At 69.6% G+C, this 16729-nt stretch carries 14 protein-coding genes; 10 read left to right on the top strand and 4 right to left on the bottom strand.

Annotation, left to right across the window (positions count from 1 at the left end; all coding sequences use genetic code 11):
* Positions 1 to 72 precede the first annotated feature (72 nt).
* A complete protein-coding gene (locus HZ992_RS05290) occupies positions 73 to 711 on the bottom strand; it encodes a response regulator (protein WP_209385641.1) in 639 nt (212 codons plus the stop codon).
* Positions 708 to 1853 (bottom strand): hybrid sensor histidine kinase/response regulator, encoded by a 1146-nt coding sequence (locus HZ992_RS05285; RefSeq protein ID WP_209385640.1) that lies wholly within the window; start codon positions 1851 to 1853, stop codon positions 708 to 710. Before HZ992_RS05285 ends, HZ992_RS05290 begins: the two co-directional genes overlap by 4 nt.
* A 174-nt stretch (positions 1854 to 2027) precedes the next feature.
* Between HZ992_RS05285 and HZ992_RS05280 the strand changes: the two genes are divergently transcribed.
* The 8 genes from HZ992_RS05280 (at position 2028) to HZ992_RS26015 (ending at position 11116) form a co-directional block, all read left to right on the top strand.
* Positions 2028 to 2489, top strand: coding sequence for a hypothetical protein (locus HZ992_RS05280; protein WP_209385639.1), 462 nt, complete (start codon positions 2028 to 2030; stop codon positions 2487 to 2489).
* 60 nt (positions 2490 to 2549) lie between these two features.
* Positions 2550 to 2912 carry a response regulator gene (locus HZ992_RS05275; protein ID WP_209385638.1) on the top strand — a complete coding sequence of 121 codons (363 nt, stop codon included), beginning with the start codon at positions 2550 to 2552 and terminating at the stop codon, positions 2910 to 2912.
* Positions 2913 to 2952: 40 nt separating this feature from the next.
* On the top strand, positions 2953 to 5079 hold the full coding sequence (locus HZ992_RS05270; protein ID WP_209385637.1) for a chemotaxis protein CheA: 2127 nt from the start codon (positions 2953 to 2955) through the stop codon (positions 5077 to 5079).
* 26 nt (positions 5080 to 5105) lie between these two features.
* Positions 5106 to 6863 (top strand): methyl-accepting chemotaxis protein, encoded by a 1758-nt coding sequence (locus HZ992_RS05265; RefSeq protein WP_209385636.1) that lies wholly within the window; start codon positions 5106 to 5108, stop codon positions 6861 to 6863.
* Between the two features lie 28 nt (positions 6864 to 6891).
* Positions 6892 to 8463 carry a methyl-accepting chemotaxis protein gene (locus tag HZ992_RS26020; protein WP_209385635.1) on the top strand — a complete coding sequence of 524 codons (1572 nt, stop codon included), beginning with the start codon at positions 6892 to 6894 and terminating at the stop codon, positions 8461 to 8463.
* Positions 8464 to 8500: 37 nt separating this feature from the next.
* Positions 8501 to 9025 carry a chemotaxis protein CheW gene (locus tag HZ992_RS05255; RefSeq protein ID WP_209385634.1) on the top strand — a complete coding sequence of 175 codons (525 nt, stop codon included), beginning with the start codon at positions 8501 to 8503 and terminating at the stop codon, positions 9023 to 9025.
* A 101-nt stretch (positions 9026 to 9126) separates the two neighbouring features.
* Positions 9127 to 9660 (top strand): chemotaxis protein CheW, encoded by a 534-nt coding sequence (locus HZ992_RS05250; RefSeq protein ID WP_209385633.1) that lies wholly within the window; start codon positions 9127 to 9129, stop codon positions 9658 to 9660.
* Between the two features lie 25 nt (positions 9661 to 9685).
* Positions 9686 to 11116 (top strand): methyl-accepting chemotaxis protein, encoded by a 1431-nt coding sequence (locus HZ992_RS26015; protein ID WP_209385632.1) that lies wholly within the window; start codon positions 9686 to 9688, stop codon positions 11114 to 11116.
* Between the two features lie 24 nt (positions 11117 to 11140).
* Here the strand turns inward: HZ992_RS26015 and HZ992_RS05240 are convergent, their stop codons facing one another.
* A complete protein-coding gene (locus HZ992_RS05240; protein ID WP_209385631.1) occupies positions 11141 to 13696 on the bottom strand; it encodes an ABC transporter permease in 2556 nt (851 codons plus the stop codon).
* 109 nt (positions 13697 to 13805) lie between these two features.
* On the opposite strand from HZ992_RS05240, the gene HZ992_RS05235 reads away from it, so the two are divergent.
* Both HZ992_RS05235 and HZ992_RS05230 read left to right on the top strand, forming a co-directional pair.
* Positions 13806 to 14237, top strand: coding sequence for a BLUF domain-containing protein (locus HZ992_RS05235; RefSeq protein WP_209385630.1), 432 nt, complete (start codon positions 13806 to 13808; stop codon positions 14235 to 14237).
* Between the two features lie 57 nt (positions 14238 to 14294).
* Positions 14295 to 15158, top strand: a complete 864-nt coding sequence (locus HZ992_RS05230) for a dioxygenase family protein (protein WP_209385629.1) — start codon at positions 14295 to 14297, stop codon at positions 15156 to 15158.
* On the opposite strand, the gene HZ992_RS05225 is transcribed toward HZ992_RS05230, so the two are convergent.
* Positions 15151 to 16722, bottom strand: coding sequence for an ABC transporter substrate-binding protein (locus tag HZ992_RS05225; RefSeq protein WP_209385628.1), 1572 nt, complete (start codon positions 16720 to 16722; stop codon positions 15151 to 15153). The two genes, HZ992_RS05230 and HZ992_RS05225, sit on opposite strands and share 8 nt — an antisense overlap.
* Positions 16723 to 16729 lie beyond the last annotated feature (7 nt).

Raw genomic sequence — 16729 nt, 5'->3', positions numbered from 1 at the left:
TGAGCGTCACTTATCCGGCCCGGCCGTGACACACGCCTCAGCCCGGCGGCGCCGACCGCGCCGCGGCCATCGTCAGTCGCCGACCAGGCCGTTGCGGATGGCGTAAACGGTCATCTCGGAGTTGTTCGCAAGCGACAGCTTCTCGAGCACACGGGCGCGGTAGACGCTCACCGTCTTCGGGCTGAGCTTGAGCTCTTCGGCGATGTCCGACAGGCGCTTGCCCGAGGCGATCAGCACCAGTGTCTGCAGCTCGCGGTCGGAGAGCTTCTCGTGCGAGTTCTCTACCACCGGCGTGGTCAGGCTCTCGACCAGCATCTGCGCGATCTCGGGGGTCACGTACTTGCGGCCCTGCGAGACGGTGCGCACGGCCGTGACCAGCTGTGCCGGGTCGCCTCCCTTGTTGACGTAGCCGAAGGCGCCGGCACGCAGTGCGCGGATGGCGTACTGGTCTTCCGGGTACATCGAGACGACCAGCACGCGCATCGGCAGGCCCTCGTCCTTCAGCACGTGCAGCACGTCCAGCCCGCTGCGCCCGCCGGGCAGGTTGATGTCGAGCACCAGCACGTCGCAGGCGTGGCTGCGCAGCAGCGTGCGCAGTTCGCCGTAGTCGCCGGCCTCGCCGATCACCTCGATGTCGGGGGCGTCCGACAGCGTGTCGCGGATGCCGCGGCGGATCAGCGCATGGTCGTCGCAAAGAATGACTTTGATCACAGAGTGCCCCACTGCGAAGGATCTTCCGGCTCGCGCAGCGGGTGCGCGGGCGCGGGCGACGTGTCCCCGATCGGGTTCAAGGGGACCGACAGTATCAGCGTGGTGCCGGCCGGCCCACTGGACAGGTCGACCCAGCCGCCCACCGTGCCGGCGCGTTCGTGCAGCCCGCGGATGCCGAAGGAGCGCGCCTTGGCCAGGTCCTGCTGGCTCAGGCCCCGGCCGTTGTCGCTGATCTCCAGCGACATCACGCCGCCGGCCAGCGACAGGTCGATCTGCACCCGCGAGGCCTGCGCGTGCTTGGTGATGTTGGTCAGCGCCTCCTGCGCGGTGCGGTAGGCCACCAGCGGCACGCCGGCGGGCCACTCGGGCGTCTGCGTGGGCAGCCTCAGCTCGCAGGCGATGCCGGTGCGCTTCTCGAAGCGCGAGGCGATCCACTGCAGTGCCGCCACCAGGCCCTGCTCGAGGATGGCCGGGCGCAGGTTGTGCATGATGCGCTTGCTCGATTCGATCGCCAGCGTCACCGTCTCGAGTGCGGAATTCACGCGCAGGCGCACCCCTTCGTCGGTGGTGTGGCGGGCGATCCAGGCCAGGTCGAACTTGAGCGCCGTCAAGGAGCCGCCGACGTCGTCGTGGATCTCGCGGGCGATTGCCGCGCGCTCCTGCTCGATGCTCGTCTGCAAGTGCTGCGCGAGTTCGCGCAGGCGCTGCTTGGACTTGCCCAGTTCGCGGTCGGCGCGCTCGCGGGCATGGCGCGTTTCGGTGGCCTCCACCGCATGCATCAGCGCCGGCACCAGCCGCGCCAGGTTGTTCTTCAGCAGGTAGTCGCTGGCGCCGTTGCGCATCGCCTCGACCGCGGTGTCCTCGCCGATCTCGCCGGAGACCAGGATGAAGGGCACGTCCAGCCCGCTGGCCTTGAGCAGGTCCAGCGCCACCAGGCCCGAAAAGCCGGGCAGGTTGAAGTCGGACAGCACCACGTCCCATTCCTGCTCCAGCGCAGCCAGGAAGGCCGACTCGGAGTCGATGCGCAGCGCCTGCACCTCCAGCCCGCCGCGGCGCAGGTGGGCCAGGGTCAGTTCGTGGTCCAGCGGCGAATCCTCCAGGTGCAGGACGCGCAGCGCATGGTCGAGGATGGGGGCCGCCATGCGTGAAGTATGCCGCGCCTGCGCCCGTGAAGATGCGCCGGAATTCCGGGCGACATCACCCTAATGATTCCGTGGTGGCTGCCGAAAATGCCCTGAGTCCCCGGCCCTTTGCCGACCTGCCCCTGGGCAGAGCCGTCATGCGGACGGTGAACCCTGACACATCGCGGAGCCACGATGCCTGAGCGCGTTTCGACAGACCCCGGAGGGGGAAGCACCCTGCCGCTGATGGCCGCGGCCGACCTTCAGGACAACCTGATGACGGCCTCGAACGACCTGGAGCGCCTGCAGCGCCTGCTCAGCGACGCCAGCGAGGCGCTGCTGGGCCACTTCTATGGTGCCTCGGGCCAGCTCAACCACCTGCTGCACGCGATGGCGCAGCACCCCGAGCTGAACACGCGTGAACTGCACGACGCCATGCAGCACATGGCCGGTGCGATCACCGCGATGCAGTTCCAGGACATGGCCTCGCAGCTGATCCACCACACCAATTCGCGACTGCGCAACTGCGCGGATCGCCTGGCCGCGGAAACGATGGGCGACGACGAGGACGGCGAGGCCGTCGTCGAGAGCGCCCCGCTGCGGCCCAACCCCGTCACACAGGACGAGATGGACGCCGGGTCCGTCGAGCTCTTCTGACCGGCGCCGTTCAAGAAACCCCCCAACTTCCCGAAATCCACTCGTTACCTGGAGCCAGACATGCATTCAATCCTCGCTGTGGACGACTCGGCCTCGATGCGCCAGATGGTCTCTTTCACGCTCAAGAGCGCCGGCTACAACGTGGTCGAGGCGGTGGACGGGCAGGACGCCTGGGAGAAAGCCGGCTCGCGCGATTTCGACCTCGTGCTGACCGACCAGAACATGCCGCGCCTGGACGGCATCGGCCTGACCAAGAAGCTTCGCGACAACCCGAAGTTCAAGGCCACGCCGATCCTGATCCTGACCACCGAGTCCAGCGACCAGATGAAGCAGGCCGGCCGCAGCGCCGGCGCGACCGGGTGGCTGGTCAAGCCCTTCGATCCGACCAAGCTGCTCGAAGTCATCAAGAAGGTGATCCGCTGAGGCTTCCTCGCGCACACAAGAAACCCGGGAGCACGACCCCATGGCCGAGATGAATTCGGAAAGCGCGAACGCAGGCGCCGGCATTGACCTGAGCCAGTTCTATCAGGTCTTCTTCGAGGAAGCGGGCGAGAACCTCGACCGCATGGAGCAGTTGCTGCTCGAGGTCGACATCGAGGCCGCCGACGACGAGGAGCTGAACTCGATCTTCCGCTGCGCGCATTCCGTCAAGGGTGGCGCGGCCACCTTCGGCTTCAACGACGTGGCCGAGCTGACCCACCAGATGGAGACGCTGCTCGACAAGCTGCGCCGCCACGAGCTGCAGCCCACCGCGCCGATGGTCGACGTGCTGCTCGCCTCCGGCGACGCGCTGCGCGCCCAGCTCGCACGCCACCAGGGTTCGGGCGGCCCCGAGGTCGACACCACCGAACTGCTGTTCAACATCCGTGCGCTGGTCGCCGGCGAAGCGCCGCCGGCGCCGCTGGCCGTGGCCGTGCCGGTCGCACAGGCCGCAGCCCCCGCTGCCCCGGCCGCGGCGCCTGCCAACCCGGCCCGCCAGCTGGAGCTGCGTGTCGGCCCGCTCGACCAGCCCGAGCAGGCCGACAACCTGATCGATCTGTTCAAGGAAATCACCGACCTGGGCACCATCGAGCCGATCGACGGCGGCCAGTCCAGCGACGGCATGCGCCGTTTCAAGATCACGACCACCAGCAGCGAGAGCGACCTGCTGGACCTGTTCACCTTCCACGTCGCCCGCGAGGCGGTGGCCCTGCTGCCGCTGGGCCCGGGCTACGGCTTCCACCAGGGCGCGCCGGGCGCGCCCCAGGAAGACCCGGCTGCACCGGCCGACCTCGGCTACGGCTTCTTCGACGACGCGCCGGGCGCTCCCGGCTCGACCGCGGCGAACAGTGCAGGCGTACCCGCGGCGACGGCCGCGCCGGAGGCCGCCGCCAAGCCGGTCGCCCGCCCGGCGGCCAGGGTCGAGAAGCCCGCGGCTGCCGCGGTCGAGGCCTCGACGCTTCGCGTGTCGGTCGAGAAGGTCGACCAGCTCATCAACCTGGTGGGCGAACTCGTCATCACCCAGGCGATGCTCGCGCAGAACAGCAAGAGCGTCGACGCGGCGCTGTACCAGCAGATGGCCGCCGGCCTGGCCGACCTGGAGCGCAACACGCGGGACCTGCAGGAATCGGTGATGTCGATCCGCATGATCCCGATGTCGGTCGTCTTCAACCGCTTCCCGCGCATGCTGCGCGACCTGGCCGCCAAGCTCGGCAAGAAGGTCGAGTTCGTGACGCACGGCGAGGCCACCGAGCTCGACAAGGGCCTGGTCGAGAAGATCACCGACCCGCTGACGCACCTGGTGCGCAACAGCTGCGACCATGGCATCGAACTGCCGGCCGAGCGGCTGGCCAAGGGCAAGCCCGAGCACGGCACGATCACGCTGAGCGCGTCGCACCAGGGCGGCTCGATCGTCATCGAGGTGCGCGACGACGGCAAGGGCCTGTCGCGCGAGAAGCTGCTGAAGAAGGCCCGCGAGAAGGGCATCGACGCGCCCGACTCGATGACCGACCAGGAGGTCTGGAGCCTGATCTTCGCCGCCGGCTTCTCGACCGCCGAGGTGGTGACCGACGTCTCCGGCCGCGGGGTCGGCATGGACGTGGTGAAGAAGAACATCCTCGGCCTGGGCGGCACCGTCGAGATCGACTCCGCCGAAGGCTACGGCATGAGCGTCAAGGTGCGCCTGCCGCTGACGCTGGCCATCATGGACGGCATGAGCGTGGGCGTCGGCGAGGAGTGCTACATCCTGCCGCTGTCCTCGGTGGTCGAGTCCTTCCAGGTTCAGCCGGGAATGATCCGCACGATCGGCGGCACGGGCCGCGTGGTCGAGGTGCGCGACGAGTACATGCCGGTGCTCGAGCTCGAACGCATCTTCAACGTGCCGCGCTTCGACTTCGAGAACGTCAGCGCCATCATGGTCGTGGTGGAAGCCGAGGGCGGGCGTGTCGCGCTGCTCGTCGACGAACTGCTCGGCCAGCAGCAGGTCGTGGTGAAGAACCTCGAGGCCAACTACCGCCGCGTCGACGACGTCTCGGGCGCCACCATCATGGGTGACGGCCGCGTCGCGCTGATCCTCGACGTCGGCAGCCTGGTGCGCCGTTCGCGCCACTGAGACCCCATTCCAACAAGAGCCACGCGATGAACCTCAACAACCTCAAGATCGGCCGTCGCCTGGCGCTCGGCTTCGGAGCGCTGCTGGCGCTGATGGCGGGCATGTTCGCCGTCGCGTTCTGGCAGTTGTCTCTCAACACAAAGCACAGCCTGGAGGCCGAAGAGTACGACCGCCGCGCCGCCCTGGTCGGCGAGTGGACCGGTCTGACCGAGTTGAACGTCACCCGGACGCTCGCCATCGCCAAGGCGGCAGGGCAGCCACAGGTCGAGCAGTACTTCGGCCCGCAGATGAAGGAGACCACGGCGAAGATCTCCGAGATCCAGAAGGAACTCGAAGCGATCGTCGTTTCCGAGAAGGGCAAGGCGCTGATGGCCACTGTGGCCGACAAGCGCAAGGTCTACGTCGATCTGCGCAAGGACCTGATGGCGCTGATCAAGAACGCCGATCCGCTGGCCGCCGAGGCGCTGCTGAGCAGCAGGGTGCTGCCTGCAGCGCAGGAGTACATCGCCTCGATGCGTGCGACCCGTGACTTCCAGCTCGGTCTCGCCGCCGAGCATGGCCAGGACGTGAAGAACGGTCTCGATCGCGCCAAGCTGATCCTCTCGGTGCTGCTGCTCGCGGGCCTGGCCGTGGGCAGCATGATGGCCTGGTCGATCGCCCGTTCCGTGACCAGCCCGGTCCATGAGGCGGTGAAGGCCGCCGAGGTGATCGCATCGGGCGACCTCTCGCACTCGGTGAGCTCGCAGCGCGGCGATGAACTCGGCGACCTGCTTCGCACCATCGGCCGCATGCAGGAATCGCTGCGCACGCTGGTCGGCCAAGTGCGCACCAGCACCGACAGCATCGGCACCGCCAGCGTCGAGATCGCCACCGGCAACCAGGATCTCTCCGCGCGCACCGAGCAGACGGCGAGCAACCTGCAGCAGGCCGCCTCGTCGATGGAGCAGCTCAACGGCACCGTCAAGCAGAGCGCCGACTCGGCGCGCCAGGCCAACCAGCTCGCCGCTTCCGCTGCCGAAGTGGCCCAGCGCGGCGGCCACGTCGTCTCGCAGGTGGTCTCCACCATGGACGAGATCAACGCCAGCTCCAAGAAGATCGCCGACATCATCGGCGTCATCGACGGCATCGCCTTCCAGACCAACATCCTGGCGCTGAACGCCGCGGTCGAAGCCGCCCGTGCCGGCGAGCAGGGCCGCGGCTTCGCCGTCGTCGCCTCCGAGGTGCGCAGCCTGGCCCAGCGCTCGGCCGAAGCCGCCAAGGAGATCAAGGGCCTGATCGGCGCCAGCGTCGAGCGCGTCGAGGCCGGCTCCAAGCTCGTCGCCGACGCCGGCCAGACCATGGGCGAGATCGTCGGCTCGGTGCAGCGTGTCTCCGACATCATCGGCGAGATCACCGCCGCCGCCGCCGAGCAGAGCGACGGCATCGGCCAGGTCAACACCGCCGTCACCCAGCTCGACCAGATGACGCAGCAGAACGCCGCCCTCGTCGAACAGTCCGCCGCCGCCGCCGAATCGCTCAAGGACCAGGCCATGCGCCTCGCGCAGGTGGTGGCGAGCTTCCGCCTGGCCGGCCACGCCGGCGTGGCACCGCCCCAAGCCACCGTGACGGCGCACTCGCCCGTCGCCCGCGGGCGGGTGATCGCGCCGACACCGAAAGCTGCGCAGCCAAAGCCCGCGTCGCTGAAGGCCGCGTCACCGAAGGCCGCGCCGCAAGCTGCAGTGCGTCCGGCACCGAACCCCATCGCAAGCACCGCAGCCGTATCGGGTGATTGGGAAACCTTCTGATCACACCTTCACCTTTCACGGCGGCCCCATGAACCTCCAGACCCTGCTTCGCGGCTTCACCATCCGCACCCGCATGCTCGGCGCCATCCTGATGGTCATCGGGCTGTTCATCCTGGTCGGCGCGACGGCGCTGTGGGGGGGCGGCCGGCTGAAAACGCTGAACAGCGAGTTCATGGACCATTCGGTGCACGAGATCGCCACCGTCGGCGAATTGCGCGCCACGGTGGGCGAGCTGCGCCGCCATGAGAAAAACATGGTGATCGACTACGAGGACGGCGTGGCCGTGCTCAAGCACCGCGAGGCCTGGGTGGCCACGGCGCAGGCGCTGAAGAAGTCGTTCGAGGCGATGCTCGAAGGCGAGGAAGACGAGGACAACAAGTTCGCCCGCGAGGCCGTCAAGAGCCTGGAGGCCTATGTGGTGGAGTCCAAGCCCGTGCTCGACGCGGTGCAGAACGGCGCGTTCGACACCGCCAAGGTGGCCGACAAGCGCCTGGACAAGGCCAAGGCGCACGTGAACGCGGTCGAGAAACACATCGAACAGATCGGCACCATCGTGCGCGACGAAGTCAAGGGCCGGCAGGCGGAGTTCGCCGCCGCGATGACGACGACGCTGTACGCCTTCGCCGCCATGCTCGGCTTCGCGCTGGTGCTGGTGGTGCCGCTGACGCTGCTGAACTCGCGCTCGATCGTGCAACCGGTCGAACATGCGCGACAGATCGCCCAGGCCATTGCCTCGGGCGACCTGACGGGCCGCATCACCGTGGAAGGCCGCGACGAAGCCAGCGCGCTGCTGGAATCCCTGAACCAGATGCAGGACTTCCTGCGCACGCTGGTCGGCCAGGTGCGCATCAGCGGCGAGAGCATCGGCACGGCCAGTGCCGAGATCGCTTCCGGCAATCAGGATCTCTCCGCGCGCACCGAGCAGGCCGCCAGCAACCTGCAGCAGACCGCCAGCTCGGTCGAGCAGCTCAACGGCACCGTCAAGCAGAGCGCCGACTCGGCGCGCCAGGCCAACCAGCTCGCCGCTTCCGCTGCCGAAGTGGCCCAGCGCGGCGGCTCGGTCGTCTCGCAGGTCGTCTCCACCATGGACGAGATCAACGCCAGCTCCAAGAAGATCGCCGACATCATCGGCGTCATCGACGGCATCGCCTTCCAGACCAACATCCTCGCCCTGAACGCCGCGGTGGAAGCCGCCCGTGCCGGCGAGCAGGGCCGCGGCTTCGCCGTCGTGGCCTCCGAGGTGCGCAGCCTGGCCCAGCGCTCGGCCGAAGCCGCCAAGGAGATCAAAGGCCTGATCGGCGCCAGCGTCGAGCGCGTCGAGGCCGGCTCCAAGCTCGTCGCCGACGCCGGCCAGACCATGGGCGAGATCGTCGGCTCGGTGCAGCGTGTCTCCGACATCATCGGCGAGATCACCGCCGCCGCCGCCGAGCAGAGCGACGGCATCGGCCAGGTCAACACCGCCGTCACCCAGCTCGACCAGATGACGCAGCAGAACGCCGCCCTCGTCGAACAGTCCGCCGCCGCCGCCGAATCGCTCAAGGACCAGGCCATGCGCCTGAACCAGGTGGTCGGCACGTTCCGCGTGCACGCGGCGGCCTGACCCCGCACTCCTTTACTCCAGCCCAGCGAGATTCAACATGGACATGATCACAGACGCAAAGCACGTGGCCCAGCACGAGGCCGCCCGCGCCCAGGCCCACGCCGGCGGCGAGTTCCTGACCTTCCGCCTGGGCGAGGAGGAGTACGGCATCGACATCCTGCGCGTGCAGGAGATCCGCTCCTACGAGCAGCCCACCCGCATCGCCAACGCGCCCTCCTTCATCAAGGGCGTGGTCAACCTGCGTGGCGTCATCGTGCCCATCGTCGACCTGCGCATGAAGCTGGGCTGCGATTCGGCCGAGTACAACACCTTCACCGTCGTCATCGTCCTGAACGTCAAGGGCCGTGTCGTCGGCGCTGTCGTCGACTCCGTCTCCGACGTGCTCGAACTCTCGCGCGAGACCATCAAGCCCGCCCCGGAGATGTCTTCCGCCGTCGACGCGGGCTTCATCACCGGCATCGGCGCCGTCAAGAACGGTGACACCGAACGCATGCTCATCCTCATGGACATCGAGTCCCTCATGGCCAGCGCCGAAATGGGCCTGATCACCGAGCTCCATTGACAGCGGCAGGGCGGCGCGCCCGGGCGCCAGCCTTCAGTCGGAGGCGCCCCGGCCGATAAGTCCATGCAGGACACACTCATCTTTTGCGGGAAGACCAGCCCATGGACATGATCACCGACGCCCAGCACGTGGCGCAGCACGAGGCGGCCCGCGAGGCCGCGCAGGCCGGCCACGCCGGCGGCGAGTTCCTGACCTTCCGCCTGGGCGAGGAGGAGTACGGCATCGACATCCTGCGCGTGCAGGAGATCCGCTCCTACGAGCAGCCCACCCGCATCGCCAACGCGCCCTCCTTCATCAAGGGCGTGGTCAACCTGCGCGGCGTCATCGTCCCGATCGTCGACCTGCGCATGAAACTCGGCTGCGACTCGGCCGAGTACAACACCTTCACCGTCGTCATCGTCCTGAACGTCAAGGGCCGTGTCGTCGGCGCTGTCGTCGACTCCGTCTCCGACGTGCTCGAACTCTCGCGCGAGACCATCAAGCCCGCCCCGGAGATGTCTTCCGCCGTCGACGCGGGCTTCATCACCGGCATCGGCGCCGTCAAGAACGGTGACACCGAACGCATGCTCATCCTCATGGACATCGAGTCCCTCATGGCCAGCGCCGAAATGGGCCTGATCGACCAGCACCGCTAGACCCCCTTCCATCGCCACGAACGCCATGACCACTCACGTTTCCTCGTCGCAAGCCGCCGCCACGGCCCTCGGCCGCACCGCCGACCTGATCATGCTGGGCACGCTGCTGGTCTATTCGGCCGCAGCGCTGGCGATCGGCTCGTACTACGGCGCGCCGGGCCTGGCCGCGGGCGTGTCGCTGCTGCTGCTTCTCGTCGGCGGCGCGGCGTTCTCCACGGCCGGCGGCTCGGGCCTGTCGCGCAGCGTGCTCGCGCTGTGCCTGTCGGCCGCCGTGGCGCTGCATATCCACCTCGGCCGCGGCACGCTGGAGTTCCACTTCGGCGTGTTCGTCACGCTGGCGCTTTTGCTCGTCTACCGCGACTGGCGGCCGATCGTGGTCTCCGCGGCCTTCTTCGCCGTGCACCACGTCGCCTTCGACCGCATGCAGGCCGCCGGCATGGGCGTGTACTGCACGCCGGAACCCAACTTCCTGAAGATCGTCATGCATGCGGGCTACGTGGTGCTGCAGACGGCCCTCGAAGTGCTGATCGCGGTGCGCATGGCGGCCATCGCTCGCCAGGGCGAAGAACTCTCGGTGCTGGTGCACGAGGTCGGTTCCGACGGCCAGATCTCGCTGGACCTGAGCCACGTGCCCGCCACCACGGCCGGCGCCGTGGCGCTCAAGCAGGCCCTGGGCCGTGTGCAGCAGACGCTGCAGCAGGTGCGTGCCTCGGCGGGAAGCGTGACCACTGCCAGCGACGAGATCGCCTCGGGCAACCACGACCTGAGCTCGCGCACCGAACAGGCCGCCAGCAGCCTGCAGGAGACCGCCAGCGCGATGGAGCAGCTCACTGCCACGGTGCGAAACAGCGCCGAGTCGGCCCGTCAGGCCAACCAGCTCGCGGCCTCGGCCGCCGAGGTGGCCCAGCGCGGCGGCTCGGTCGTCTCGCAGGTGGTCTCCACCATGGACGAGATCAACACCAGCTCCAAGAAGATCGCCGACATCATCGGCGTCATCGACGGCATCGCCTTCCAGACCAACATCCTCGCCCTGAACGCCGCGGTGGAAGCCGCCCGTGCCGGCGAGCAGGGCCGCGGCTTCGCCGTCGTCGCCTCCGAGGTGCGCAGCCTGGCCCAGCGCTCGGCCGAAGCCGCCAAGGAGATCAAGGGCCTGATCGGCGCCAGCGTCGAGCGCGTCGAGGCCGGCTCCAAGCTCGTCGCCGACGCCGGACAGACCATGGGCGAGATCGTCGGCTCGGTCAAGCGCGTGAGCGACGTGATCGGCGAGATCACGGTCGCCTCCGGCGAGCAGAGCGACGGCATCGGCCAGGTCAACACCGCCGTGACGCAGCTCGACCAGATGACTCAGCAGAACGCCGCGCTCGTCGAGGAATCGACCGCCGCGGCGGAAAGCCTGCGCACCCAGGCACAGCGTCTGGCGCAGGCGCTGGCGGGCTTCCGCCTCGCCGGGGCCTGACGCGGCAGGCTGACGAGAGCCGCCCTACTCGGCGGCGCGCCGAAGGGTCTCGACGACCGGGCGCCGAAGCACCTCGCGCAGGCCCCACCAGCCGGCGGCCAGCGCGAGCAGCGCGCCGGCCACGCCTCCGGCCAGCGGCACCAGCGGCGACGGGTTCCAGCTGAACTCGAAGGCGTAGCGCGCCAGCGCCCAGCCCACCGCCATCGCCGCCAGCGAGGCCAGCACGCCGGCCAGCGCGCCGACGCCGAGCAACTCGGCACGCTGCACCTGGCCGAGCAGCCTGCCGCTCGCCCCCATCGCGCGCATCACCGCGAACTCGCGCGCCCTCGCCTCGCGCGTCGCCGTCACGGCGGCGAACAGCACCACCAGCCCGGCGGCCAGCGTGAAGCCGAACAGGAACTCGACGGCGCGGATCACCTGGTCGAGCACGCGCTGCACCTGCGCGATCGAGGCCGATACGTCGACGTTGGTGATGTTCGGGAAGTCGCGGCTCAGTGCGTTGTCGAAGGACGCGCCCTTGTCGCGGCCCGGCGGCGCCTGGAACGCGGCGATGTAGGTGGCCGGCAGCTCGGCCATCGTGGCGGCCGGGAACAGCACGAAGAAGTTGACCCGCATCGAGCCCCAGTCGACCTTGCGCAGGCTGGTGATGCGGCCCTCGGCCGGCATGCCGGCGATGTCGAAGCGCAACGTGTCGCCGAGCGTCACGCCCAGCGTCTTCGCCAGGCCCTCTTCGACGCTCAGCGCGTTCGGCTCGTCGGGCGTCCAGCGGCCGCCGACGAGTTCGTTGTGCGCGGGCAGGCGCGTGTCGTGGCTGAGGTTGAACTCGCGGTCGACCAGGCGCTTGGCACGCTCTTCGGTCATGTCCTCCGGGCGCACGCCCTTGCCGTTGATCGCCACCAGCCGGCCACGGATCATCGGGTACCAGTCGTAGCCCTTGATGCCGCTGTCCTTCAGCCGCTGCTGGAAGGCTTCGCCCTGCTCGGGCTGGATGTTGATGACGAAGCGGTTCGGCGCATCCGGCGGCGTGGCCTGGCGCCAGCTGCTGATCAGGTCGGTGCGCAGCAGCACCAGCAGCACCAGCGCGAGCAGGCCGACACTCAGCGCCGACACCTGCAGCACCGCGAAGGCCGGCCGCGCGGCGATCTGCCGCGTGGCCAGCACCAGCCAGCGCGGTGCGTTCGACTCCGGCACGGCGCGGCGCAGCAGCGCCACCGCCAGCCACGACAGCGCAGCGAACATCGCCACCGCCGCGGCAAAACCGCCCACCGCGATGAGCCCGAGCTTGAGGTCGCTGGACACCGCCATCAGCAGCGCGACGAAACCGGCCGTGCCGGCCGCCAGCACCGCGATCGAGGCCGGCTTGAGCGCGCCGACGTCGCGCCGGATCACGCGCAGCGGCGGCACGCGCGCGAGCTGCAGCACCGGCGGCAGGCCGAAGCCGAGCAGCAGCGTCATGCCCACACCCAGGCCGAACAGCGCCGGCCACAGGCTCGCCGCCGGCAGCGCGCCGTCGACCAGCCCGGCCAGCAGCCACACGAACACGTAGTGCACGCCGAAACCCAGCGCCACGCCGGCCAGGCTGGCCACCAGGCCGACGCAGCCGAACTCGATCAGGTAGAGCATCGCGATGCGCCGCTGCGGCTGGCCGAGCACGCGCAGCATCGCGCAGTCGTCGAGGTGGCGGCTGGCGAAGTCGCGCGCCGCGATGCCCACCGCCACCGCCGCCAGCAGCGCGGCCAGCAACGCGACGAGGTTGAGGAACTTCTCGGCGCGATCCAGCGTCTGGCGCATCTCCGGGCGGCCGCTGGCCAGCGACTCGACACGCAGGCCACGCAGGTTCTTCGCCTTGATCTCTGCCTCGGCCCATTGAACGAAGGTTCGCACCGGCGCATCGTTGTTGCTGGGTGAGGCCACCGCGAGCCGGTAGGTCACGCGGCTGGCCGGCTGGATCAGCCCGGTGGCCGGCAGGTCGGCCTGGTTGAGCATCACCCGCGGCGCGAAGCCGAGGAAGCCCGCTCCGCGGTCGGGCTCGATGACGATCACCTGGGCGATGCGCAGGCTGGCGTCGCCCAGCAGCAGCGGGTCGCCGACCTGCAGGCCCAGCGCAGGCAACAGCGCCGGGTCGACCCACACGGTGCCAGGCTCGGGCGCGCGGGCCACCTCGGTCTCGGCCCCGCCCGGCGTGCTGGCCAGGCGCAGCTTGCCGCGCAGCGGGTAACCCTCGGCCACGGCCTTGGCAGTCACCAGGCGCGTGGCCCCGCCCTTGTCGTCGCCGGCGCGGCCCATGCTCGGGAAGCTGGTGGTGAGCGCCGCGCTCAGGCCCAGTTCGGCGGCCTTGGTGGCGAAGGCCGGCGGCGCGGGCTGGTCGCTGGCGACGATGGCGTCGCCGCCGAGCATCTGGCGGGCGTCGCGGGTCAGGCCGGTGTTGATCCGGTCGGCGAAGAAGCCGACCGCAGTGAGGGCCGCCACGGCCAGCATCACCGCCGCCACCAGCAGCCGCAACTCGCCGGCGCGGAAGTCGCGCGCCATCTGGCGCCAGGCGAGAGAGAACACGGAAGCGGAGCCGGCGGTGGGTTGCATGGTGGCCGGACTGTGCCATGACTCGCGGCCGCAACCGGAACGTGAGGGAATGCGCGCTTCAGGCCTGCCGCCGCTGTGCCCGCCGCCAGCGCGCGCCTACAGTGCGGCCATGAGCGACCTGCAGTGCCTGCTGTACATGAGCACCGCCGCGCGGGACATGGCCCCTGACGAGCTCGATGCCATGCTGTTGCGTGCCCGCGCCCGCAATCAATCGATGGGCATCACCGGCGCGCTGCTGCATTACGGCGGGCGCTTCGTGCAGATCCTCGAAGGCGAGTCCGCCTCGGTCGAACAGTGTTTCCAGCGCATCAGCGCGGACAAGCGCCACGGCGAAATCACTCGCATCCACAGCGGCCCGGTGGCGGCACCGAGCTTCCCCGACTGGTCGATGCGCTATGTCGTCAACGCCGGCCCGCCCGACCGTGCCGTCGTCGCCTTTCTCGACGAGCTGCAGTGCAGGCCATCGCCCGAGACTGTGCGCCAGGCCATCGCCCTGCTCGGCCGCCTGGCCGGCGGCAGCGCCGACTGGCAGTCGCGCTGAACGCTGCGTGCAATTCGCCTGAGCGCCGCGCCCGGCAGTGCGGCGTCCAATGAGGTCATGGACCACCTTCGACTTCCCTCGATCTTCGTCTCCCACGGCTCGCCGATGACGGCGCTCGAGCCGGGAGCCGCCGGAGCCTTCATGCAGGCGCTGGGCACGCGCATCGACGCGCGGTTCGGCCGCCCGAAGGCGATCCTGGCCATCTCGGCGCACACCGCCGCGCGCGCGCCGGTGCTGCTGGCCGGCACGCGCCACGAAGCGGTGTACGACTTCGGCGGCTTCGACCCCAAGCTGTACACGCTGCGCTACGACGCGCCGGGCGCACCCGCGCTGGCCAGCCGTGTCACGGCGCTGATGAGCGCGGCCGGCCTGCCGGTGCACGTCAGCCCCGAGGGCGGGCTCGACCACGGCAACTGGACGCCGCTGCGCTACATGTACCCCGACGCCGACGTGCCGATCCTGCCGCTGGCCTTCGTGCCCATGCACAGCCCGGCGCAGCAGTTCGCGCTCGGCCAGGCGCTGGCGCCATTGGCCGACGAGGGCGTGCTGATCCTGGCCAGCGGCAGCATCACGCACAACCTGCGGCGTGTCTTCGAGCACGGCCTGCGCGGCCCGGTGGACCGGCCGGAGATCGCGGAGAGCGCAGCTTTCCGCCACTGGCTGCTGACGCGCAGCGGGGCACGCGACTGGGATGCGCTGTTCGATTACCGGGCGCGGGCACCGCACGCGGCCGACATGCACCCGACCGACGAGCACCTGCTGCCCTGGTACATCGCCGCCGGCGCGGGCGGTCGCGAGAACGCGCCGCTGCGCCTGCACGACAGCGTGACCTACGGCTCGCTGGGCATGGACGCCTACGCCTTCGGCGCGCAGGCCGCCCGGCTGCTGGAGCACGAGCCAGCGGGCGCCGCGCTCACCTGACCGTCACCCAGCGCAGCTCGGCCACGTCGTTCGACCACTGCACCAGGTCGACGTCCGGACGCATCGCCCAGGTGTGCTGGCGGCGGTACAAGGGGATGATCGCGACGTCGTCGCGGATCAGCTTGAGAACCTCGCCGACCAGGGCCCGCCGGCGCGTCAGGTCGGGCTCGACGCGCACGGCGTCGATCAGCGCGTCGTACTTCGGGTTCGAGTAGCGCCCGCCGTTGAAGGCGCCGGAATACATGCCGTCGTTCGTGCGCAGCAGTGTATTGAGCACGAACCAGGCATCGGAGCCCGGCGCCCAGCCGAACTCCATGAAACTGCTGATGGCCTGCGTCACCTTCGGGAAGAAGGTCGCCGCCGGCGCGGGCACGAAGTTCACCTTGATGCCGACCTTCTCGAGCATCGAAGCCATGGCCTGGCAGGCGGCGGCGCGCACGGACACGCTCACGCAGTCGAGCGTGACGCGAAACCCATCCGCATACCCAGCTTGCTTGAGCAGCGCACGCGCGGCGGCGGGGTCGTAGGGCGGGCGCGCATCGAGCGCAGCGACATGGCCGTCGACCAGCGCCGAGACGGCCGAGCCGGTGCTCATGCCTTGCCCTCGCAGCACCTGGCGCACGATCAGATCGGTGTCGATGGCCTGCCAGACGGCCAGGCGCACGCGGCGGTCCTTGAAGGGATTGCGGCCGCTGACGCCGGAGTCCGGCAGCTCGGCGCGGTGCTGGTCGAGTGCCAGGTACTGCGTGCCGATGTCGGCCGAGCTGACCAGCTTGATCGACGGGTCGGCCTTCAGGCGCGGCAGGTCCTGCAGCGGCGGGTCGAGCACCAGGTCGACCTGCTTCGAGGCCAGTGCGGCCAGCCGCGTCGCGTCGGACTGGATGACGACGAACACCGCCTCGTCGAGATTGCCGCCGCCGAAGGGCGTGCCGCGGCCCCACCAGCGCGGGTTGGCCTTCAGCACCGTGCGCGCGTCGGCCTCGTAGCGCTCGAGCACGAAGGGCCCGGTGCCGTTGGCGTTGCGCACGGAGAAGGTCTCCTGCCGCGCGTTGTAGTCCTGCGGCTGGGTGACCTTGTTCTTCTCCGCCCAGGCCTTGCTCATCATGGCGACGAGCCACAGCTTCTCGGGCAGCACCGCGTCGGTCTCGGCGGTGCGGATCTCGATCGTGCGGGCGTCGAGCTTCTTCACGCCGGCGATGCCGCGCAGCTGGTTGGCGCGCTGCGACGTTCGCGACATCGCGCGCTCGATCGAGAACACCGCGTCGTCGGCGGTGAACGGCGTGCCGTCGTGGAAGCTCACGCCGGGCCGCAGCCTGAAGCGCCACACCAGCGGCGCAGCGCGCTCCCAAGACTCGGCCAGCGAGGGCTCGAGCTTGAAACTGCGGCTGCGGTTGACCAGGCCTTCGTAGATCTGCGTGACCACGCGCGACTGGTACTGCAGCGACAGCGCGTGCGGGTCCATCGACTGCGGGTCGTTGGCGCTGGCGATGCGCAGCGTGCGCGCGTCGGCGCCGGCGCACAGCGCGGCGATCAGCAGCCCCCCACCCAGAACGGATCGCAGCATGGCCCGG

It is taken from the genome of Rhizobacter sp. AJA081-3 (genome assembly GCF_017795745.1).
Classification (GTDB): Bacteria; Pseudomonadota; Gammaproteobacteria; order Burkholderiales; family Burkholderiaceae_C; genus Piscinibacter.
This window is presented reverse-complemented; position numbering and strand designations above follow the sequence as displayed.